This window comes from Lentzea pudingi (assembly GCF_014646255.1).
Classification (GTDB): domain Bacteria; phylum Actinomycetota; class Actinomycetes; order Mycobacteriales; family Pseudonocardiaceae; genus Lentzea; species Lentzea pudingi.
The window spans coordinates 531,556-552,577 of sequence record NZ_BMNC01000002.1; the positions used below are offsets into that span (position 1 = coordinate 531,556).

Sequence of the window (21,022 nt, forward strand, 5' to 3'; positions counted from 1 at the left end):
TCCCCACGGCGAACATAGGGCCGTTCGGCCTCAACGTGACTAAAGGTCGCGTTATTGGCCAGGATTTGTCCACTTCACCCGACGAACACGCCGCAGAGGCAACGGCTCGGTGAGCACGCCCAGGAAGAGCGTGATTTGTCCTCGTTCGGCGCATTGACAATTGGCAATTCCGCTACCTCCGCCCCATTCCGATCAGGAACGACTATCGTGCCATCAGCAGAACCGAATTGAGTGTTGTTCGTGAGCTCACCATATCCCTGACCAGCGCAAACACAGAGTGCTCGATTCAATGACAGAAAGTAGACAGGACAATGTCAACTCCCGCGCCGGCGAAGGGAAAGGATTCTCCCCAGTTGCGCGACGACACGACCCGCTTCCTCTGCGGAGCCGCTCACCGCGACGAGGAGTTCGCGGATTCCGCCATTCGCGAGTACCTCGTGGAGGCCACCCGGTCGATTCCGCGCTCGCCCGGCGTCAACTCCGGCGCGGTGTTGCGGGAGGCGGTGGCGGCGCGGACGCGGCGCAAGGTTCGCGACGCGGTGTTGCTGGTGCTGGCGGTGGTAGCGCTGTTCGCCGCGAGCGGGACGCTGCTCGTCGGGTGGCTGGTGGTGGCCTCGATCGCGGCGCTCGGCGCCGGGGCTCGGATGGCGTTCACGCGGCCGCGGCGGGTCACGCCGCGCGGGCCGGCCGTGCTCGGCTCGATCGCCGGCGCGATCGCGCTCTTCTTCGTGCTGTACAAGTTCATCGAAGAGCTCGGCTCCAGCAGCAACTACTCCTCCGGCTACTGCAGGCCCAGGTACGAGGACTGCGTGGAGGAGAGCAGCGGCGCCGGGGTCGCGTTTTTGATCATCGCGGTCGTGCTGGTCTTCGCGGTGCTGCTCGCCGACCGGATCGTGACCTGGTTGCTGGTGACGAAGAGCTTCCGGCGCGCCGGGTTCCGCACCAGCCGGGGCGAGCGGGAGCTGTGGCGCAACGAATGGGCGGTTCGGGGGCTTGGGCACTCGAGCTACGCCGAAGCGCTCGCGCTCTACCCGGTCGAGGACAACGACGAGCCTGACGACGCGGACGAGGCGCAGGTGATCGTCTACCACGGTTATCGCCCGTTCGTCGGTTCCGGCACGATGTTCGAACCGTGGTCCATGGCGCTGCCCCTCAAGCCCGCCGAGGAGAAGGCCGGCGCGTCACTGCCCGGGTTCGCGCTTCCCGAGCTCTACGACCGCATCACGAGCGAGCTGGTCAAGACAGGTCGTTCGCCGTCGCTCTCGCCGGGGCACCGGCTGCGCCACCTGAAGACCGGCGACCGCGTCGTCATCTCCTCGGTCGAGCTGATCGACCACATCGACGACGCCGAAGCACGGATCGTGTTGCCCGACAAGGACCACTCGCCCGAGTCCGCGGTCGCCAGGTCCGTTGTGGACGGTCTGATCGCCCGGCCGATGGAGTGGATGCGCTACTTCCGCTCGTTCCAGGTCGAGACGTGGGACCGCGACGTCGTCGTCTCGGCGTACCTGACGTTCGGGCTCGACGACGAGATGCTCTACGTCGAGTGGACGCCGTGCATCCTGCACCCGATCCACTCCGAGCACCGGACGATCGACGTGCTGCCGGAGCAGTCGCTGCGCCCGTTCGTCGACGCGATCGTCGACCTGCTGAAGTTCCCCGCCTCCATCCCGAAGCGGTTCGCGACGGCGGTCGGCTGGATGACCCCGATCCAGCAGGCGGAAGGAACGTACGTCGCGGAACGCTACGGCGCCAGCAACAGCCTCCGCGAACTCGCGAGCAGGAGCCAGGTCGACAACTACTTCCAGCTCACCGACGTCGAGCGCTACGTCAAGGTGCTGGAGTCACGGCTGCTGCGCACGCTCGGCGAGTTCCTGGAGAGCAAGGGCATCTCGGTCACCGAGTTCATGGAACAGGCCATGCAGGTGACGAGCAACAACGTGCACATCACCGGCCCGGTGATCTCCAGCAACATCGGCACGTCCGGCAAGGCACGCACCGGCAAGGCGAGCGTCGGCGGGGGAAGCTCATGAACGAGCGCGACTTCGAGATCCGTGGACCGGTCATCGGCAGCAACGTCGGCACCAGCGGGCGCGCCAGGACCGGGGACGTCCACATCGGACACATCAAGGACGTGAGCACCGTGCTGCGGCTGCTCGACGAGTTGCGCGAGGACCTGAACGAGGCCCAGGCGCCCACGTCCACGATCGAGGCGGTGGACGACCTCCGTGCCGAGGCCCGCAAACCGCAGCCCAGCAAGGACGTCACGGACCACCTGATGGACAAGCTGTCGGACCGGGGCCTCGGCGAGCAGGTGAAGGACCTGTCGAAGGCCTTCGACGCGCTGTTCTAGAACCTCAGCCGACCTTGCGGGCGGTCGCGAACCGCGGCCGCCCCGCCAGGTCGAGATGATCGACGGCGTCCGTGAGCGACCGGCGCGCGGCCAGCAGCGCCGGCACGGACTCCCCCTGCGTGTCGTCGTGCTCGATGCCGACGGACCCGCCGGGCTTCAGCCACCGCGCCGCCGCCCACACGACGTGCCGGATCACGTCCAGCCCGTCCTCGCCGGAGAACACCGCGTGGTGCGGATCGTGCACGCCGACCTCGGGCTGCACCGGAGTTCCCTCTGGCACGTAAGGCGGATTGCACACCACGAGATCCACCAGACCGTCCAGATCGGACAGCAGCGACGAGTCAGTGGCGTCACCGGAGTGCAGCCGGATCGGCGTGTCCCCGGCAGCTACCCGCGCGTCGGCGTTGCGGCGCGTCCAGGACAGCGCCTGCGGATCGATCTCCACCGCGTGCACCACCGCGTCGGGACGGGCGGCCGCGATGGACAACGCCAGCGCGCCCGTTCCCGTGCAGAGGTCGACGACGACCGGCGAGGAGACCCCCGCCAGCGCCTTCAGGCCCCACTCCATCAGCAGCTCGGTCTCGGGCCGCGGCACGAACACCCCGGGCCCGACCTCGACGGAGATGGTGCCCATCGGCGCCCAGCCGAGGATGTGCTGCAACGGGATCCGCGACGCGCGGACGCGGACGAGCTTGTGCAGCTGGTCGATCACCGACGGATCGACCAGCGGGATGAGCGGCAGCCGCCCGCGCTCGACCCCGAGCACGTGGGCGGCCAGGTACTCCGCGTCGACGCGCGGACTGTCCACCCCCGCCTCGGCGAGGATCTTGGCCGCCTCGGAGACGGCGAGGCGGAGCGGCTGCCGGTTCATCATCGAAGTGCGGTCGTCTCAGAAGTTGATCATGTGCCCGGCCAGGCCGTGCACCGCTTCCTTGACCGCCTCGGACAGCGTCGGGTGCGCGTGGACGTTGCGCGCGACCTCGTGGACGGTGAGGTCCCACTGCTGCGCCAGCGTGAGCTCGGGCAGCAGCTCGGTCGCCTCGGGGCCGATGATGTGGCCGCCGAGCAGCTCGCCGTGCTTGCCGTCGCTGATCAGCTTCACGAAGCCACCGGGCTCCGCGAGGCCGTGCGCCTTGCCGTTCGCCGTGAACGGGAACTTCGAGACCTGGACGTCGAAGCCCTTCTCGCGCGCCTGCTTCTCGGTGTAGCCGAAGGAGGCGATCTGCGGCTGGCAGAACGTCGCCCGCGGGATCATCACGTAGTCGAGCTCCATCGTCTCGGCGTCCGCGATGGTTTCCGAGGCGATGATGCCCATGGACTCGGCGGTGTGCGCGAGCATCAGCTTCGCGGTGACGTCGCCGATCGCGAAGATGTGCGGCACGTTGGTGCGGCCGCGGCCGTCGATGTCGATGGCACCGCGGTCGGTCAGCTTCACGCCGGTGTTCTCGAGGCCGTAGCCCTCGACGCGCGGCACGAAACCGATGGCCTGCATGACCTTGTCGGCCTCGAGGACTTCCTCGGCACCGTTCTTCGACACGGTGACGCGGACCTTCGGGCCGGACTCGTCGATCGACTCGACGCGGGTGCCGAGGCGGACGTCGACGCCCAGCTTCTTGTAGCGCTTGAAGAGCTCGGCGGAGACCTCTTCGTCCTCGAGCGGCACCATGCGGTCGAGGAACTCGACGATGGTGACCTTCACGCCGTAGTTGTGCATGACGTAGGCGAACTCGACGCCGATCGCACCCGCACCGGCGATGATGATCGACTCGGGCAGGTCCTCGGTCATGATCTGCTCTTCGTAGGTCACGACGCGGTCGGACTTCTGCGTGTTCGGCAGCATCCGGGTCGTGGCGCCCACGGCGATGATCGCGTGGCCGAAGGTGATCGTCTCGTCCCCGACCGTCAGCGTGTGGTCGTCGGTGAAGTTGGCCCACCCGTTGTACTCGGTGATGCCGTTCTTCTTCATCAGGAAGTGCACGCCCTTGACGCGCCCGTCCGCGACCTTGCGGCTGCGCTGCCACGCCGCGCTGTAGTCGAAGCTGACGGTGCCCTCGACCTTGATGCCGAACGTCTTCTGCTCGTGCGTGAAGAGGTGCGCCAGCTCAGCGTTGCGCAGGAGAGCCTTCGACGGGATGCAGCCCACGTTCAGGCAGACACCGCCCCAGTACTTCTCCTCCACGATGGCGGTCTTCAGCCCGAGCTGAGCCGCACGGATCGCGGCGACGTACCCGCCCGGACCCGCACCCACGACGACGACATCAAAGTGTGCGCTCATAGGACCACCCTAGGTCCCGAGCTGCTCCCGCAAGAACTCAACCGTCCGTTTCCAGGCATCCGCGCGGGCGTGTGCGGTGGCCTGCGGCGAACCGCCACCCGAGAAGGTGACACCGGGTCCCGGATAGGTCACGTCGGTGGCCGGCCGGTGCGGCGGGCCCGCGATCAGGTGTCCTGCCTCGGGATACACGACGTGCTCGTGCGGGAACGGGTGCTCGTGGTTCTTCAACCGCCGCATCGCGACGTCGCTCAGCTCGGTGCTGGGCCATCCGTCGTCCTGTCCGGACGAGATGAGCAACACACCGCCGACGATCCGTTCGACGACGATCTCGGTGTCTTCCGGGATGCCGTCCTCGGTGCTGAACGCGAGCCTCAACGGCACCGGTTCGCCGTTGACGATCCTGGACCGCAGCTCGTCGCCGATCTCGTAGGGCAGGTACGGCAGCGGCTCGCCCTTGAGCGTCCACGACGCGGCCTCGTACGAGAGCTTCTGCAGCAGGTTGCCGCCGGGGCCGATGGCCTGCGTGACGACACCGCTGCCGACCACGCTGACGATGGCACTGACCTGTGGGAACGTGGCGCCGATGAGGAGTGCCAGCTCACCGCCGCGCGACCCGCCCACGACGCCGATCTCGCCTGCGTGGCCGGAGAGGAAGTCGATGGCCGTGCCGAAGTACTCCAGCGGCACGTCGACGAGGTTCTCGGGCAGGCCCTCCAGGCCGAAGTAGCCGAGGGCCAGCGTGACGAAGCCGTGTGCGGCCAGCAGCGCCGCGTCGGTCTCGTGGATGCCGCCCTCGGACCCTCCGAGCACGATCACGCCCGGTAGCTCGCCTCCGTCGTCCTCAGGGGCGAAGAGGGTGCCCACCAGACCGTTCTCACGGACTTCGAGCCGTACGACGCCTTCGGGGACGCTCTGTCGTTCGAGGACGCGGTCGCCGACGCCTGCTACGGAGAGCACCGTGGGTCCGGCCTTGCCGCCCGTGCGTTCCAACGACCAGAAGAGGCCCATCGGGTCTACGCCGCGATAGCTTCCATCAAGCGGTGCGTGCCTGGTCAGGTCGACGACGCCACGGTCGTCCGCCTCGAACTCGGCGTGCGAGGAACGATCACCCGTGGACAGCTGCACGGTGATCGGCTGGCCGGGTTTCAGCCCGACGACGAGCACGTCGACCGGGTGGTCGAGGGGCGCTGACTGCGGATTCACCAGGATCTCGGCCACAACGCGCCCCTCCCACGTCGGATTACCCGCCTGCGAGCCGTTCTGCCCGGTCTGCGGCGGCCAGTGCGTCGACCACCGCGTCCAGGTCACCGTCGAGGACCTGGTCCAGGTTATGCGCTTTGTACCCAACCCGGTGATCGGAGATGCGCGATTCCGGGAAGTTGTAGGTCCGGACCCGCTCGCTGCGGTCGACGGTGCGGATCTGCGTGCGCCGCGCGTCCGACTGCTCCTGCGCCTTCTGCTCCTCGGCGAGGGCGATCAGGCGGCTCTGCAGCACCTGCATGGCGCGGGCCTTGTTCTGGAGCTGGCTGCGCTCGTTCTGGCAGGACGTGACGATGCCGGTCGGCAGGTGCGTGATGCGGACCGCGGAGTCGGTGGTGTTGACCGACTGGCCGCCCTTGCCCGAGCTGCGGTAGACGTCGATGCGGAGGTCCTTCTCGTCGATCTCGACCGCGGCGGTCTCCTCGGTCTCCGGGAAGACGAGGACGCCGGCGGCGGACGTGTGGATGCGCCCCTGCGACTCGGTGACGGGCACGCGCTGCACGCGGTGCACGCCGCCCTCCCACTTCAGCCGGCTCCACACCCCGTCCGGGACCGCGCTCTTGGTCTTGATGGAGACCGTCACGTCCTTGAACCCGCCGAGGTCGGAGTCGGTGCCGTCGAGCATCTCGACCTTCCAGCCCTGACGCTCGGCATACCGCGTATACATACGCAGTAGGTCCCCCGCGAACAGCGCGGACTCCTCGCCGCCCTCACCGGACTTGATCTCCAGCAGTACGTCGTCGCCGTCGTGCGGGTCGCGCGGCAGCAGCAGTTCGGTGAGCTTCTCCTCGAGCTTGGGGAGCTGCTCCTCGATCTGGTCGACCTCCTCCTGGAACGACCGGTCCTCGGCCGCGAGCTCCCTGGCCGCCTCCAGGTCGTTCCTGACCTGCTCGATCTCCCTGGCCGTCTTCACGATCGGGCCGAGCGCGGCGTACCGCTTGCCGAGCTTGCGCGCCCCCACCTGGTCAGCGTGCACGGAGGGGTCGGCGAGCTTCTTCTCCAGCTCGTCGTACTCGGCGAGCAAACTGGCCAGCGACTGCGACACGTCTCCTGCTTTCGGTTCTGGATTCCCTGGAAACGGCGACGGCGCCCTCCCCGGCCTCGTGAGGCCGGGTCAGGCGCCGTGAAAGCAGCTACTTGTTGCGCTTGCCGTAACGCGCCTCGAAGCGCGCCACGCGACCGCCGGTGTCCAGGATGCGCTGCTTGCCCGTGTAGAACGGGTGGCAGTTGGAGCACATCTCGACGCGAACCTCGGACGCCGAGGTGGTGCTGCGCGTGGTGAACGCGTTGCCGCAGCTACAGGTCACTTCGGTGACGGTGTACTCGGGGTGGATGCCAGTCTTCAAGATCTTGTCCCTTTCAAGGATGGCCGCCGGGTCCCAGTTGGTGAACGGGTGAACCGGAGCCGGACTCGACCATTTAGTTTGCCAGACCGTTCAACACGTGCAAAAACGCGGTTGTTCCCAGGGGCCTGCCGTGGGTTAGGTCACAGCCGCTCGACCGCCCTGGTAAGCCGTTCGGCGCAAGGTGTGGCCGTTCGGCCGGATGTGGGTGCGTGTTGTTGGTAGGTCTCCATCAGACTATGTCGCGTGTTCTGCACCTCGGAGCGACCCATGGACCAGCGCGCGTGGCTGGTCCTGCCGTTCGCGTTCGCCGCTGCGGTGTTTGGGCTGATGGGGACCGCTGGGCTGCTCACCGCCGCCTGGAGCACCGTGCCGTTGTCGCCCGTTGTCTCTGGGGCTGGGGTGGCTGTGGCTGCTGCTGTTTCCGGTGGGGTTCGGTGGCGGCGGGTTTGGCTTCGGTCGTTGCGGTGGGTGTGGCTCGGGGCGGTGTTGGCGCTCGGGGTTGTGGTCGGGGCGGTGGAGGTTCCCGCTTTGGCCGCGACCGTGGTGGGGGTGCCGGTGCTGCTGGGGCTGGTCTTTCAGCTGCTCGTGCAGAGTGATGAGAGTCGGCAGACGGCTGGGTGTCGCTGACGGCTGGGTGTCGGCGGGTGCGGTTGGCACTGTTGGCCTGGTCGCGGCATTCGAGTGATGAGCGCGAAAAAGCCCCCGCTGACCTGCAGCGGGGGCAATTTCACGTGAAACTTACGCGGGGCGTCAGTCCTGCTCGGCGCCTGGCGTCGTCTTCGCCACCTGCATCAGGAACTCGATGTTGGTGCGGGACTTGCGCAGCCGGTCCAGCAGGAGGTCGATGGCCTGCTGGCCGTCGAGGGCGTGGAGCACTCGGCGGAGCTTGTGCGTGACGGCCATCTCGTCCGGCGAGAGCAGGAGCTCTTCCTTGCGGGTGCCGGAGCTGTCGACGTCGACTGCCGGGAAGGTGCGCTTGTCGGCGATCTTCCGGTCGAGCTTGAGCTCGGCGTTGCCGGTGCCCTTGAACTCTTCGAAGATCACCGAGTCGCCTGCGGAGCCGGTCTCCACCAGGGCCGTTGCGATGACGGTGAGCGAGCCGCCGCCCTCGATGTTGCGAGCAGCACCGAGGAAGCGCTTCGGCGGGTAGAGGGCCGTCGAGTCGACACCACCGGACAGGATTCGGCCGGAGGCCGGGGCTGCCAGGTTGTAGGCGCGGCCCAGGCGGGTGATCGAGTCGAGCAGGACGACGACGTCGTGGCCCATCTCGACCAGGCGCTTCGCCCGCTCGATCGCGAGCTCGGAGATGGTCGTGTGGTCCGACGGCGGGCGGTCGAAGGTCGAGGCGATGACCTCGCCCTTCACCGAGCGCTGCATGTCGGTGACCTCTTCCGGACGCTCGTCCACCAGGACGACCATCAGGTGGCACTCGGGGTTGTTCGTCGTGATCGCGTTCGCGATCGACTGGAGCACCGAGGTCTTGCCGGCCTTCGGAGGCGACACGACGAGGGCGCGCTGGCCCTTGCCGATCGGCATCACCAGGTCGATGACGCGGGTGGTGAGGATGTGCGGCTCGGTCTCCAGGCGCAGACGCTCGTTCGGGTAGAGCGGCGTCAGCTTGGTGAAGTCCGGGCGGTTGCGCGCCTCTTCCGGGTCCAGGCCGTTGATCTTGTCGACGCGGACCAGCGGGTTGAACTTCTGGCGCTGCTGCTCACCGTCGCGCGGCTGGCGGACGGCGCCGGTGAGGGCGTCGCCACGGCGCAGGCCGTACTTGCGGACCAGCGAGAGCGAGACGTAGACGTCGTTCGAGCCGGCGAGGTAGCCGGAGGTGCGGACGAACGCGTAGTTCTCCAGCACGTCCAGGATGCCCGCGACCGGGAGCAGGACGTCGTCGTCTCGCACCTCGGTCTCGCGGTCGCCACGGCCACCGCGGTCACCCTGCTCGTCGCCACGGCCACCGCGCCTGCGGCGGTCGCGGAAGCGGCCACGACGGCCGTCACCGTCGTCGTCGGACGGGCCGCCACCCTGGCGGTCTCCGCCGCGGTCGCCGCGGTCGGAACGCTCGCCGCGGTCGCGGTTGCGGTCACGGCCGCCGCGCTCGTTGCGGTCGCCACGGTCCTGACGCTCGCCACGGTCAGAGCGCTCACCACGGTCGGAACGCTCGTTGCGCTCGCCACGGTCCTGACGCTCGCCGCGGTCGGCACGCTCAGCGCGCTCACCACGGTCGGAGCGCTCGGCACGCTCGGGGCGTTCGCCCCGCTCAGGGCGCTCGGCACGCTGCTGCTGCTCCTGCTGCGGCTGGCCGTCGCCCTCGGCGTTGCCGCCGCCACGGCCGGAACGGCGGCGACGGTTTCCACGGCGCCCCCCGTCCTCGGACGAGCGGGAGTCGTCGGACGCGGCGGACTCGGCGGCGGCGGGCTTCTCCGCTACCTCGAGCTGCTGCTGAACAGGCTTTTCAACGGCCTTTTCGGCCTTGGCAGCGGCCGGCTTCTCAGCAGGGGCCTCGGCCTTCGCGGCACCTTTCTCGGCCACCCTGGCATCGGCCTTCGCGGGCTTCTCGGCCTTCGCTGGGGCTCCGGAGCCCTGCTTCTCCTTGATGGCCGCGATCAGGTCGCCCTTGCGCAGGCCTGCGGTTCCGGTGATGCCCATTTGGCCGGCGAGCTCGCGCAGTTCAGCGAGCACCATGCCGGACAGACCCGCGCGGCGGCGCGGCGTCGTGCCGTTCGATGGGGTGGACAGAGCGTTCTCCTCGGCTCCAGAACCAGCGGCAGCTGCGACTTCGCTGCTCAGCAAATCGGTGTTGGTCACACAAGTCCTTCCTGACCAGGCCCCGCCTCCTACGCGGCCCAGCGGACCCGCCTTCCCACTTCAGCGGGGAACGGCGGTCAAGTCCGATGAAGACGGAAGCACGACGGCTTCCCTCGAGCACGGGACTTTTCTCAGATCACGGCGATCGGGTGCCTCTTTGCGTCCGCCCCGCCCGCACGGCACAGAGCCGGAACACAAAAGGATTGCGACCCGGAACGAGTGTCCGGGTGCGACACCGGCGCCCGTGCGCGCAGTGACTGATCGCCCCCGAGGGTAGACGCAGGTCCCCCGGCATGCAACAACCGGGGTCGGGCGTGTCAGTCCAATGGACGAACGCGCACGCCAGCGCTGTCGACGTCGAGTCTGCGCACGTCGAAGCCGTGCGTGTCGACCTCGGCCGGAAGATCACCGAAGGCGATCACGGTGGGTCCCGCTCCGCTCACGCAGGCGGGAACTCCGAGCTTGCGAAGATCGTTGATCACCCGAACGGTTTCCGGCCATGCGGGCTCTCGGTAGTTCTGATGGAGTCGATCCTCAGTCGCGGCAAGGAGAACCGTCGGGTCGACGGTCAGCGCGTGCACGGCGAGGGCGGCCCGTCCGGCGGCGTGCGCGGCGTCGGAGTGCGGCACTTCGGCCGGAAGCAGGCCGCGCGTCGTCTTGGTGGACGACTCCTGCGACGGGATGAGAACGACCGGGCGCACGCGTGCGTCGGCGTCCATCCGCACGGCGCGGTACTGCTCTCCTTCGGACCACGCAACGACAACGCCGCCGAACAGGGAAGCGGCGGCGTTGTCCGCGTGCCCTTCGAACTCGGCGGCGATTTGCAACGCCTCCGTGTCCAACTCGCGACCCATCAGGGTGAATCCGGCTACGACGCCCGCCACGATCGCGGCGGCCGACGAGCCCAGTCCCCGTGCGTGCGGGATGGTGTTCCGGCACCTCAGGGCCAGGCCACCGGTGTAGCCGGTGGCGCGGACGGCCCGCACGACGAGATGGGTCTCGTCGAGCGGGACATCGCCTGATCCGGCACCGTCGACCGTGATCGAGAGGCCCTCGACCCCCTCGCCGCCGGCCACCTCCACGTCGTCGTACATGCCGAGCGCCATGCCCAGCGCGTCGAACCCCGAACCGAGGTTCGCGGTCGACGCGGGGACGGAGACGAGGAACTTCACGCCAGCTCCAGGGCGTGCGCGACGGCGCCGGGGTCGACCGGGACCGGCTCGACCTCGGTGACGCCGAGCAGCGCCGTGTCCGGGTCCTTCAGACCGTGACCAGTGACGGTGCACACAACCGTGGACCCGCGCGGCAGCCTGCCGTCCTCGGCGGTCATCAGCAGACCGGCGATGGACGCGGCCGACGCCGGCTCGACGAAGATGCCCTCGGACGACGCCAGCAGGCGGTACGCGGCGAGGATCTGCTCGTCGGTGACGGCGTCGATCAGGCCGCCGGACTCGTCACGGGCCTTGACCGCACCCGTCCACGACGCCGGCGAACCGATCCGGATCGCGGTCGCGATGGTCTCCGGGTTCGCGACCGGCTGACCGCTGACCAGCGGCGCGGCGCCCGCGGCCTGGAACCCGAACATCTTCGGCAGGCCCTGGTCGTACGACGTGTAGCCCTTCCAGTACGCGGTGATGTTGCCCGCGTTGCCGACCGGCAGGCAGTGCACGTCCGGCGCCTGGCCGAGCACGTCGCAGACCTCCCACGCGGCGGTCTGCTGGCCGACGAGGCGCACCGGGTTGACCGAGTTCACCAGCGTGACCGGGTACTCGGCGGCGGTCTTGGACGCGAGCTCCAGGCAGTCGTCGAAGTTGCCGTCGATCTGCAGGATCTTCGCGCCGTGCATGACGGCCTGCGCCAGCTTGCCCATCGCGATCTTGCCGCTGGGCACCAGCACGGCCGCCGTCAGGCCCGCCTTGGCCGCGTAGGCCGCCGCGGACGCGGACGTGTTGCCGGTGGAGGCGCAGATGACCGCCTTCAGGCCGGAGGCGAGCGCGTAGGTCATGGCCACGGTCATACCGCGGTCCTTGAACGAGCCCGTGGGGTTCGCGCCCTCGACCTTGACCCACACGTCCGAACCGGTCGCCGCGGAGAGGCGACGAGCGTGCACCAGCGGCGTGCCGCCCTCGTGCAGCGTCACGACCTCGGCGCCCTCGGGGATCTCGATGCGGTCCCGGTAGGCGTTGATGAGCCCGGGCCAGCCCGCTCTGACAGCACTCATTCTTCGCCCTCCACCCTCATGACGCTGACGACGTCCCGCACCACGGGGAGGCCACCGATTTTGTCCACAGTGGACCGCAGCGCGGCGTCGGTCGCCGCGTGCGTGACGATCACCAGGCTGGCGTCCTCGATCCGGCCCTCCTGGCGCACCGCGGCGATGCTCACGTCGTGCTCGGCGAACACGGCGGCGACCTGCGAGAGGACACCGGGCTTGTCCGCCACGTCGAGGCTGATGTGGTAGCGGGTGGGCGTGTTCCCCATGGGCTGCGCGGTCAGCGCGGCGTAGGCCGACTCGCGCGGGCCGTGCCCGCTCGCGACCATGTTGCGCGCCACGGCGACCAGGTCGCCGACGACCGCGCTCGCCGTGGGGGCGCCACCGGCACCCTGCCCGTAGAACATCATCTCCCCCGCCGCGTCGGCCTCGACGAACACCGCGTTGAACGCGCCGTTGACCGAAGCCAGCGGATGCGTCCTGGGGATCATGGCCGGGTGCACTCGAACGGCGACTGACTCCTGACCGGACGGGCTCACCACGCGTTCGCAGATCGCGAGCAGCTTCACCGTGCGGCCGAGCCCCTTGGCCGCCGCGATGTCCGCGGCGGACACCGAACGGATGCCCTCGCGGTACACGTCCGACGCCGTCACCCGCGTGTGGAACGCAAGGGACGCAAGGATCGCGGCCTTCGAAGCGGCGTCGAACCCGTCGACGTCCGCGGTCGGGTCGGCCTCGGCGTAACCGAGGCGCGAGGCCTCCTCGAGCGTCTCGCCGTAGCCCGCGCCCGTGGCGTCCATCGCGGACAGGATGAAGTTCGTCGTGCCGTTGACGATGCCCATGACGCGCGTGATCCGGTCTCCCGCAAGGGATTCCCGCAACGGGCGCAGCAACGGGATCGCGCCGGCGACGGCGGCCTCGAAGTAGAGGTCCGCCCCGGACGCGTCGGCCGCCTCGAACAGGTCCGGCCCGTGCTCGGCCAGCAGCGCCTTGTTCGCCGTCACAACGGACTTGCCGCCCCGCAACGCCTCCAGCAGCAGACCGCGCGTGGGGTCGATCCCGCCGATCACCTCGACGACGACGTCCACGTCGTCCGACTTCACGAGCGCCTCGGCGTCCGTGGTGAGCAGGTGCTCCGGCACCTCGCGGTGCTTGTTCGGCCTGCGCACGGCGATGCCCACGAGCTCGACCGGCGCGCCGATGCGCTGCGTGAGGTCCTCGGCCTGGTCCGTCAGCAGCCGGACTACCTCCGTGCCCACCGTGCCGCACCCCAGCAACGCGACGCGAATAGGTTTCACGTGGCCCGGCTCCTTCGATGACACAGCCCTATACCTCCAGACGGAACAGATCGTCCTCGGTCTCGCGACGCAGCAACAGCCGCGCCTCTCCATCGGTCACCGCGGCGAGCGCGGGCCGTGGAAGTCGGTTGTACCCGCTCGCCATCGAGTAGCAGTAGGCCCCTGTGGCCGCGATCGCAACCAGGTCACCCGGTGCCAGGTCGTCGGGCAGCCAGCAGTCGCGGACCACGATGTCGCCGGACTCGCAGTGCTTGCCCACGACACGACACAGCACGGCCCTCGACTCGGGCTCGGACGCCCGTGAGACCAGCTTGCAGTCGTAGACCGCGTCGTACAGGGCGGTGCGGATGTTGTCGCTCATGCCGCCGTCGACGCTGACGTACCGGCGCCGCGCGCCACCGTCGAGCTCGATGTCCTTGATCGTGCCGACCTCGTACACGGTGACCGTGCCGGGGCCGACGATCGCGCGGCCGGGCTCGACCGCGATGCGAGGCATCGGCAGGCCGTTGTGCTCGCACTCCTTCTGCACGATGTTGTGCAGCTGCCGCGCGAGCTCGGCGGGCGGGGGCGGGTCGTCGTCCGGCGTGTACGCGATGCCGAGACCGCCGCCGAGGTCGACGACGTCGAGCGACGGGATGTCGCCGTGCTCCTTGCGGATCTCGGCGAGCAGGCCGATCACGCGACGCGCGGCGACCTCGAAGCCGGACGCGTCGAAGATCTGCGAGCCGATGTGGCTGTGCAGGCCGACGAGTTCGAGGCCACCGGCCTTGAGCACGCGGCGGACGGCCTCGGCCGCGTCGCCGGAGGACAGCGAGAAGCCGAACTTCTGGTCCTCGTGCGCGGTCGCGATGAACTCGTGGGTGTGCGCCTCGACGCCGACCGTCACGCGGATCAGCACCGGCTGCACCACACCGCGGTCGCGCGCGATCTGGTCGAGGCGCGCGATCTCGTGGTACGAGTCGACGACGATCCCGCCGACGCCCGCCTCGACGGCCGCGACCAGTTCGGGAACGCTCTTGTTGTTGCCGTGCAACGCGATGCGCTCGGCCGGGAACTCGGCCCGCAGCGCGATCGCGAGCTCGCCGCCGCTGCAGACGTCGATGGAGAGGCCTTCCTCGGCCACCCACTTCGCGACCTGCACGCTCAGGAACGCCTTGGACGCGTAGTGCACGAGCGTCGGGTCGCCGAACGCCTCGGCGTGCTCGCGGCAACGCGCGCGGAAGTCCTGTTCGTCCATGACGAACAGCGGGGTGCCGTACTGCTCGGCGAGCGCGCGCACGTCCACGCCCGCGAGCTCCAGGACGCCCGCGTCGTTGCGTTTGGCGTTGCGGGGCCACACGGTGGGGTGCAGGTGGTCGAGCTGGTCGGTGGAGGAGGGACGGTCGCCGGCGGTGTTGCCGGGTGCCGTGACGTCGGCGTGCCGAGGTCCGGCGGGGTGTGCTCGCATTACATTCGCTCCGGTGCGGTGACGCCGAGCAGGCCGAGGCCGGCTCCGAAAACATGCCTGGTGGCGGCGCAGAGCGTCAGCCTCGCCTGGTGCGACGGGGTGGTCTCCTCGTCGCCCTGGGGAAGGACGCGCACGCCGTTCCTGCGGTCGTAGAAGCGGTGGAACGATCCGGCGAGCTCCTCGAGGTAGCGCGCCACCCGGTGGGGTTCGCGCAGCTCGGCCGCGGTGGCCACCACCTTGGGGAACTCCCCGATCGTGCGGATCAGGTCGCCTTCGCGCTCGTGCACCAGCAGCGAGAGGTCTTCTCCCTGGGTGACGCCGAGGTCGGCGGCGTTGCGCAACACGCCGGAGATGCGGGCGTGCGCGTACTGGACGTAGTAGACCGGGTTGTCGTTGCTGTGCTTGCGCAGCAGGTCGAGGTCGATGTCGAGGCTGGAGTCGACGCTCGACCGGATCATGGCGTAGCGGGCCGCGTCCACGCCGACCGCGTCGACCAGGTCCTCCATCGTGATGACGGTGCCCGCGCGTTTGCTCATCCGGACGGGCTGGCCGTCGCTGACGAGGTTCACGAGCTGGCCGATCAGCACCTCGACGCTGTCCGGGTCGTCGCCCAGGGCGGCCGCCGCGGCCTTGAGGCGCGCGATGTAGCCGTGGTGGTCCGCGCCGAGCATGTAGATGCACAGGTCGAAGCCGCGGCCGCGTTTGTCGACGAGGTACGCGATGTCGCCCGCGATGTACGCCGGGTTGCCGTCGCTCTTGATGACGACGCGGTCCTTGTCGTCACCGAAGTCCGTGGACCGCAGCCACCAGGCGCCGTCCTTCTCGTAGAGCGAGCCGTTCGCCTTGAGCTTCGCGACCGCCTCCTCGACGCGGCCGCTCTGGTGCAGCGAGTCCTCGTGGAAGTAGACGTCGAAGTCGGTGCCGAACTCGTGCAGGCTGCGCTTGATCTCCTCGAACATGAGCCCGACGCCGACCTGGCGCACCGTCTCGGGGTCGCCCAGGGCGCCCGGTTCGCGGCGCAGGACCTCGGCGGCGATGTCGCTCACGTACGTGCCCGCGTAGCCGTCCTCGGGGGCGGGCTCGCCCTTCGCCGCGGCGATCAGCGACCGGACGAACCTGTCGATCTGGGCGCCGGCGTCGTTGAAGTAGTACTCGCGGGTCACCTCGGCGCCGCGAGCCCGCAGCACCTCGCCCAGCGCGCCCCCGACCGCGGCCCAGCGCGCACCACCGAGGTGGATCGGGCCGGTCGGGTTCGCCGAGACGAACTCCAGGTTGATGCGCTTGCCCGCGAGCTCGGCCCCGGTGCCGTAGCCGGGCTCCAGGGCGGCACGAACGATCGCTCCCTGGGCCTCGGTGGCGATCGTGAGGTTCAGGAAGCCCGGACCGGCCACGTCGGCCTTCGCGATGGCGTCCTGGGTCAGCAGGGCCTCCGCGAGCCACGTCGCGAACTCACGGGGCGCGACGCCGGCCTTCTTGGCGAGCTGCAGGGCCACGTTGGTCGCGTAGTCCCCGTGTTCGGGGTTCCTGGGTCGCTCGACCGTCACCTGTCCGGGGGTGGCGGTGGTGTCCAGACCGCGGTCGGCCAGCAACCGGGCAACCGTGGTCCGGACGAGATCGGCGAGCGCTTCAGGTGTCACGCCAGAAGAGTTTAGAGAAGCGTTGTCGCAGGTCTCGACCGGGTTACCGGGTCTCGGAGGGTGAGACGGCAAGTGTTAACGCACACGTGGTATCGCACTGCGCTGACGGTGATCAGACACGATGTCCCTACACTGGCGCCGGTTGACCAGGACGACATCTGAGGCGGACATGACCAGCGGCAAGAAGACGAAGGCCACACGCAACAGCGTGGCCGCAGCCCGTTCCTCGGTGGTGGCGAGCAAGCCGAAGCCGTGGGGCACGATTCTCGCGGTGATCGCTGTGCTGGCCCTCGCGGGCGGTGTTTTCGGATATGCGTACATGCAGATCCACGAGAACAACGTCAAAGAGGCCGCCCTGGCCAAGTGGAAGCCCTCGGACACGAACAAGGACCCGTCGACCGCGCTCGCGGGCATCGTGACCAAGGAGTACAAGGGCTCCCGCCACGTGGAGCCGACCCAGCGCGTCGCGTACGACCAGACTCCTGCCTTCGGTGGCCCGCACGACGCCCAGTGGGCCGACTGCACCGGCGTCGTCTACGACAAGGCCGTCCGCACGGAGAACATGGTCCACGGCCTGGAGCACGGCGCCGTCTGGATCGCGTACAACCCCGACCAGGTCAAGGACGACGCGCTCACCAAGCTGAAGGCCAAGGTCGAGGGCATCCCGTACATGATGCTGTCGCCGTTCCCCGGCCTCGACAAGCCGATCTCGCTGCAGTCCTGGGGCCACCAGCTGAAGCTCGAGAAGGCCGACGACGAGCGCGTCGACCAGTTCATCTCCTCGCTGCTGCGCAACCCGAACACCTACCCCGAGGTCGGCGCGTCGTGCGAGAACACGGCGTTCCTGTCGAACCCGGCCCCGTTCGTGGCCGAGAAGCCGGGCGCCGACGCCGTGCCGATGGACGGCGGCAAGGACGACTCCGTCACCGAGGGCCAGCCGCAGCAGAACCCCAGCACGCCGCCGTCGGGCTCAGCCTCGACGCCCCCGTCGAGCTGATGACGTCTGACGAGACCGTGTCCGAGCGCCCCTCCGGGGTCGCTCGGACCCTCGTGATCACCGCCGCCGTCCTGGCCGTCCTCCTGCTGGGCGCGGCGGTGGGCCTGCTCGTCAAGCTCCCCGGCTCCACCTCCGGGGCCGCGGCCCCGGCCTCCGGCTCCGTGGACGTGGGCTTCTGCCAGGACATGTCCATGCACCACCTGCAGGGCATCCAGATGGCGAACATCGCCAGGGACCGCTCGACCAGCCCGGAGATCCGCCAGCTCGCCTTCGACATCTCCTCCACCCAGCTCGAACAGGTGGGGCGGATGAAGGGCTGGCTGATGATGTGGAACGAGCACGAGCAGAACATCTCCGGCGTCTACATGAAGTGGATGGACGCCGCGGGAGTGCACGGCCACGGCGCCACGACTCCCGAGGCCGGCAAGCCGATCATGCCCGGCATGGCCACGACCGACGAGCTGACCAAGCTGCGCACGATGCCGGCCGGAGACGGGTTCGACGTGTACTGGCTGCAGCTGATGCTGCGCCACCACATGGGCGGCGCCCCGATGGCCGAGTACGCCTCGACAGCCGCCGGTCAGACGTTCGTGCGGACACTGTCCGACAACATGCTGAAGTCGCAGTCCGCCGAGACCGAGCTGATGAAGGACTACCTGGCGAAGCGCGGAGCCGCACCGCTGCCGTAGCCATAGCCGTTGAGTCGCTTGCGAAGGGCCGTTCCCAGACGGGGGCGGCCTTTCGCTTGTTCAGGGCACCAACTGCACGCCAACGCAAGCCAACCTCGACGCAAGCCCGGCGCGCGGTGTCAACCGGTCAACCAGCAATGCACGCATCCCGCCAGAGGCTCAAGGTCAAGCCTCAATCGCTAGCCCTTGATCCGTCATGACCCGCGTGCCCACCCTCGCAAGGCAACCGTGCCCCAGGTACGCGACCAACCCCGCTGGAACCGGCACCAGCCACCAAAAGCCGACCCGCTCAGCCGTCTGGACAACCTCCTACCCCTGAGTAACGTAGGTCACACCTACCGGGAGGTAACCATGACCGTCGACGAGCGCGCGGCCAGGAAGGTCGCCGAACAAGCACGGGAAACCCGCTGGCAGCGACCGAGCTTCGGCAAGGAGCTCTTCCTCGGTCACTTCCGCATCGACCTGATCCACCCCCACCCGAGCGGCACGGCCGAAGACCGCGCCCGCGGCGAAGCCTTCCTCGAGAAGCTCCGCGAGTTCACCGAGTCGCACATCGACAACACCGTGATCGAACGCGACGCCCAGATCCCCGACGATGTCCTGAAGGGCCTCAAGGACCTCGGCGCGTTCGGCATGAAGATCAAGCCCGAGTACGGCGGCATCGGCCTGACCCAGGTCTACTACAACAAGGCCCTGATGCTGGTCGGCTCCGCGAACCCCGCCATCGGCGCGATGTTGTCGGCCCACCAGTCCATCGGCGTCCCGCAGCCGATCGCGATGTTCGGCAGCCCGGAGCAGAAGCAGGAGTTCCTGCCGAGATGCGCCAAAGGCGAGATCACGGCGTTCCTCCTGACCGAACCGGACGTCGGCTCCGACCCCGCCCGCCTCGGCACGATCGCCACCCCGGACGGCGACGACTACGTGCTCGACGGCGTCAAGCTGTGGACCACCAACGGTGTCGTGGCCGACCTGCTGGTCGTCATGGCCCAGGTCCCGGGCAAGGGCATCACGGCGTTCGTCGTCGAAGCGGACGCCGAGGGCATCACGGTCGAGAACCGCAACGCGTTCATGGGCCTGCGGGGCCTGGAGAACGGCGTGACGAGGTTCCACAACGTCCGGGTGCCGAAGAAGAACGTCATCGGCAAGGAGGGCGCCGGCCTCAAGATCGCACTGGCCACCCTGAACACCGGCCGCCTGAGCCTTCCCGCCCTCTGCGCCGGGAGTGCGAAGTGGTGCCTCAAGATCGCGCGCGAGTGGTCCGGCGAACGCATCCAGTGGGGCCTTCCGGTCGGCAAGCACGAGGCCGTCGCGGGCAAGATCGCCTACATCGCGGCCACGGCCTACGCGCTGGAAGCCGTGCTGGACCTCAGTTCCGAGCTGGCTGACGCGGGCAAGCACGACATCCGCATCGAGGCGGCCCTCGCGAAGCTCTACGCGAGCGAGAAGGCCTGGCTGGTGGCGGACGAGCTGGTGCAGATCCGCGGCGGGCGGGGGTACGAGACCGCGGCGAGCCAGGCGGCGCGCGGCGAACGCGGCATCGCGGCCGAGCAGGTCCTCAGGGACCTCCGCATCAACCGCATCTTCGAGGGCTCGACCGAGATCATGCACCTGCTGATCGCCCGCGAGGCCGTCGACGCGCACCTGTCCGTCGCCGGCGACATCATCGACCCGGACGCCGACCGCAACGCGAAGGTGAAGGCCGCGGCGAAGGCCGGTGGGTTCTACGCCAAATGGCTGCCCACGCTCGTCGTCGGCAAGGGCCTGACCCCGGTGGGCTACACGGAGTTCGGACCGCTCGCGAAGCACCTGCGGTTCGTCGAACGGTCCGCGCGCAAGCTGGCGCGGCAGACGTTCTACGCCATGTCGCGGTGGCAGGGGAAGATGGAGCGCAAGCAGCGGTTCCTGAGCCGGATCGTGGACATCGGGGCCGAACTGTTCGCGATCAGCGCCGCGTGCGTGCGGGCCGCACAGGACAAGAACCCCAACGCGCAGGCGCTCGCGGACGCGTTCGCCAAGCAGGCGCGGATCCGCGTGGACGAGCTGTTCGAGAAGCTGTGGACGAACACCGACGACAGCGACCAGGTGCTGGCCGAGCAGGTCCTCGACGGCGCCTACACGTGGCTGGAGGACGGCGTGGTCGACACGTCCGCTCCCGGCAACTGGATCGCGGATGCCACGCACCACGCTTCAACGGCGGACAACGTCCACCGGCCGACACCCCGCTGACGCCCCGTTGCTGCACTGGGCAGGCTGATGGTGGTGCGGGCGCGGCACCTGCCCAGTGCACGGCCGGTAGGGGGCTACGTCCCCCGCATCCCCCTACCGACTCCCTTGCAACGGAAGGACACAACCCTCCAGGTGGAGGTGCCGGTAACGCTAAGCCACAAAACGCCGTTAACAGTTGCGACAATTGAGTGAATTACCAGGTGAGGGGTACTCAACTACTCTCAGAGAGTAACTTCACAGACCAATTGACGAGCAGCTTCGAGACCCATCGCGAGGGCCCCGGAGAGCACTGCAAAAAATCCCGCCGACGTCGCGGCCTCGAACTGTCCACTGCGGACGTCCGAAGCGGACTCCCAGCCCGGCAGCCGCGGCGCGTGCCGCACCACCCGCGAGCGCTGATCGATCACCCCGGAGGCTGCCGACCACCTTCACCACGACGTCCGTGAGAGCGATCCCAGCATCCGCCACGGCACG

The 21,022-nt window shown here is 68.8% G+C and carries 17 protein-coding genes; 6 read left to right on the plus strand and 11 right to left on the minus strand.

Annotation, left to right across the window (positions count from 1 at the left end; genetic code table 11):
- Positions 1–353: 353 nt before the first annotated feature.
- Both IEY88_RS08410 and IEY88_RS08415 read left to right on the plus strand, forming a co-directional pair.
- Entirely contained in the window at positions 354–2,033 is a 1,680-nt protein-coding gene (locus IEY88_RS08410) for an AbeC-like domain-containing protein (protein WP_189154042.1), read from the plus strand.
- A complete protein-coding gene (locus tag IEY88_RS08415) occupies positions 2,030–2,353 on the plus strand; it encodes a hypothetical protein (protein WP_189154043.1) in 324 nt (107 codons plus the stop codon). The genes IEY88_RS08410 and IEY88_RS08415 overlap by 4 nt, the downstream gene beginning before the upstream one ends.
- A gap of 4 nt (positions 2,354–2,357) precedes the next feature.
- Here IEY88_RS08415 and prmC read toward each other — a convergent pair whose 3' ends face one another.
- From prmC to rpmE, 5 genes are all read right to left on the minus strand, one after another.
- Positions 2,358–3,224: a peptide chain release factor N(5)-glutamine methyltransferase gene (gene prmC, locus IEY88_RS08420; RefSeq protein ID WP_189154526.1), complete on the minus strand. Its 867-nt coding sequence runs from the start codon at positions 3,222–3,224 to the stop codon at positions 2,358–2,360.
- Positions 3,225–3,242: 18 nt separating this feature from the next.
- Positions 3,243–4,628, minus strand: coding sequence for a dihydrolipoyl dehydrogenase (lpdA, locus tag IEY88_RS08425; RefSeq protein WP_189154044.1), 1,386 nt, complete (start codon positions 4,626–4,628; stop codon positions 3,243–3,245).
- Positions 4,629–4,637: 9 nt separating this feature from the next.
- The gene (locus IEY88_RS08430) at positions 4,638–5,936 is read right to left on the minus strand and encodes an acyl-CoA thioesterase/bile acid-CoA:amino acid N-acyltransferase family protein (protein ID WP_189154045.1); all 1,299 of its coding nucleotides are present in this window, start codon (positions 5,934–5,936) and stop codon (positions 4,638–4,640) included.
- Positions 5,869–6,933, minus strand: a complete 1,065-nt coding sequence (gene prfA, locus IEY88_RS08435) for a peptide chain release factor 1 (RefSeq protein WP_189154046.1) — start codon at positions 6,931–6,933, stop codon at positions 5,869–5,871. Before prfA ends, IEY88_RS08430 begins: the two co-directional genes overlap by 68 nt.
- An 88-nt stretch (positions 6,934–7,021) precedes the next feature.
- A complete protein-coding gene (rpmE, locus tag IEY88_RS08440) occupies positions 7,022–7,234 on the minus strand; it encodes a 50S ribosomal protein L31 (protein WP_086664588.1) in 213 nt (70 codons plus the stop codon).
- Between the two features lie 267 nt (positions 7,235–7,501).
- On the opposite strand from rpmE, the gene IEY88_RS08445 reads away from it, so the two are divergent.
- Positions 7,502–7,861: a hypothetical protein gene (locus IEY88_RS08445; RefSeq protein ID WP_189154047.1), complete on the plus strand. Its 360-nt coding sequence runs from the start codon at positions 7,502–7,504 to the stop codon at positions 7,859–7,861.
- A gap of 123 nt (positions 7,862–7,984) precedes the next feature.
- Here the strand turns inward: IEY88_RS08445 and rho are convergent, their stop codons facing one another.
- From rho to argS, 6 genes are all read right to left on the minus strand, one after another.
- Complete coding sequence (rho, locus tag IEY88_RS08450) at positions 7,985–10,042, minus strand: transcription termination factor Rho (RefSeq protein WP_189154048.1); 2,058 nt, start codon at positions 10,040–10,042, stop codon at positions 7,985–7,987.
- 317 nt (positions 10,043–10,359) lie between these two features.
- A complete protein-coding gene (gene thrB / locus IEY88_RS08455) occupies positions 10,360–11,214 on the minus strand; it encodes a homoserine kinase (RefSeq protein ID WP_229693182.1) in 855 nt (284 codons plus the stop codon).
- Positions 11,211–12,263, minus strand: coding sequence for a threonine synthase (gene thrC / locus IEY88_RS08460; RefSeq protein ID WP_189154050.1), 1,053 nt, complete (start codon positions 12,261–12,263; stop codon positions 11,211–11,213). The genes thrB and thrC overlap by 4 nt, the downstream gene beginning before the upstream one ends.
- Positions 12,260–13,552, minus strand: a complete 1,293-nt coding sequence (locus IEY88_RS08465; RefSeq protein ID WP_229693183.1) for a homoserine dehydrogenase — start codon at positions 13,550–13,552, stop codon at positions 12,260–12,262. The genes thrC and IEY88_RS08465 overlap by 4 nt, the downstream gene beginning before the upstream one ends.
- Before the next feature lie 28 nt (positions 13,553–13,580).
- Positions 13,581–14,999 carry a diaminopimelate decarboxylase gene (gene lysA, locus IEY88_RS08470; protein WP_189154052.1) on the minus strand — a complete coding sequence of 473 codons (1,419 nt, stop codon included), beginning with the start codon at positions 14,997–14,999 and terminating at the stop codon, positions 13,581–13,583.
- A complete protein-coding gene (gene argS / locus IEY88_RS08475) occupies positions 14,999–16,636 on the minus strand; it encodes an arginine--tRNA ligase (protein WP_189154053.1) in 1,638 nt (545 codons plus the stop codon). Before argS ends, lysA begins: the two co-directional genes overlap by 1 nt.
- Positions 16,637–16,805: 169 nt before the next feature.
- Here argS and IEY88_RS08480 point away from each other — a divergent pair, with 169 nt between their 5' ends.
- The 3 genes from IEY88_RS08480 to IEY88_RS08490 all read left to right on the plus strand — a co-directional run bounded on the left by IEY88_RS08480 (position 16,806) and on the right by IEY88_RS08490 (position 20,548).
- Entirely contained in the window at positions 16,806–17,633 is an 828-nt protein-coding gene (locus IEY88_RS08480; RefSeq protein ID WP_189154527.1) for a DUF3105 domain-containing protein, read from the plus strand.
- Complete coding sequence (locus tag IEY88_RS08485) at positions 17,633–18,322, plus strand: DUF305 domain-containing protein (RefSeq protein ID WP_189154054.1); 690 nt, start codon at positions 17,633–17,635, stop codon at positions 18,320–18,322. The genes IEY88_RS08480 and IEY88_RS08485 overlap by 1 nt, the downstream gene beginning before the upstream one ends.
- A gap of 351 nt (positions 18,323–18,673) precedes the next feature.
- A complete protein-coding gene (locus tag IEY88_RS08490; protein ID WP_189154055.1) occupies positions 18,674–20,548 on the plus strand; it encodes an acyl-CoA dehydrogenase family protein in 1,875 nt (624 codons plus the stop codon).
- The last annotated feature ends 474 nt before the right edge of the window (positions 20,549–21,022 follow it).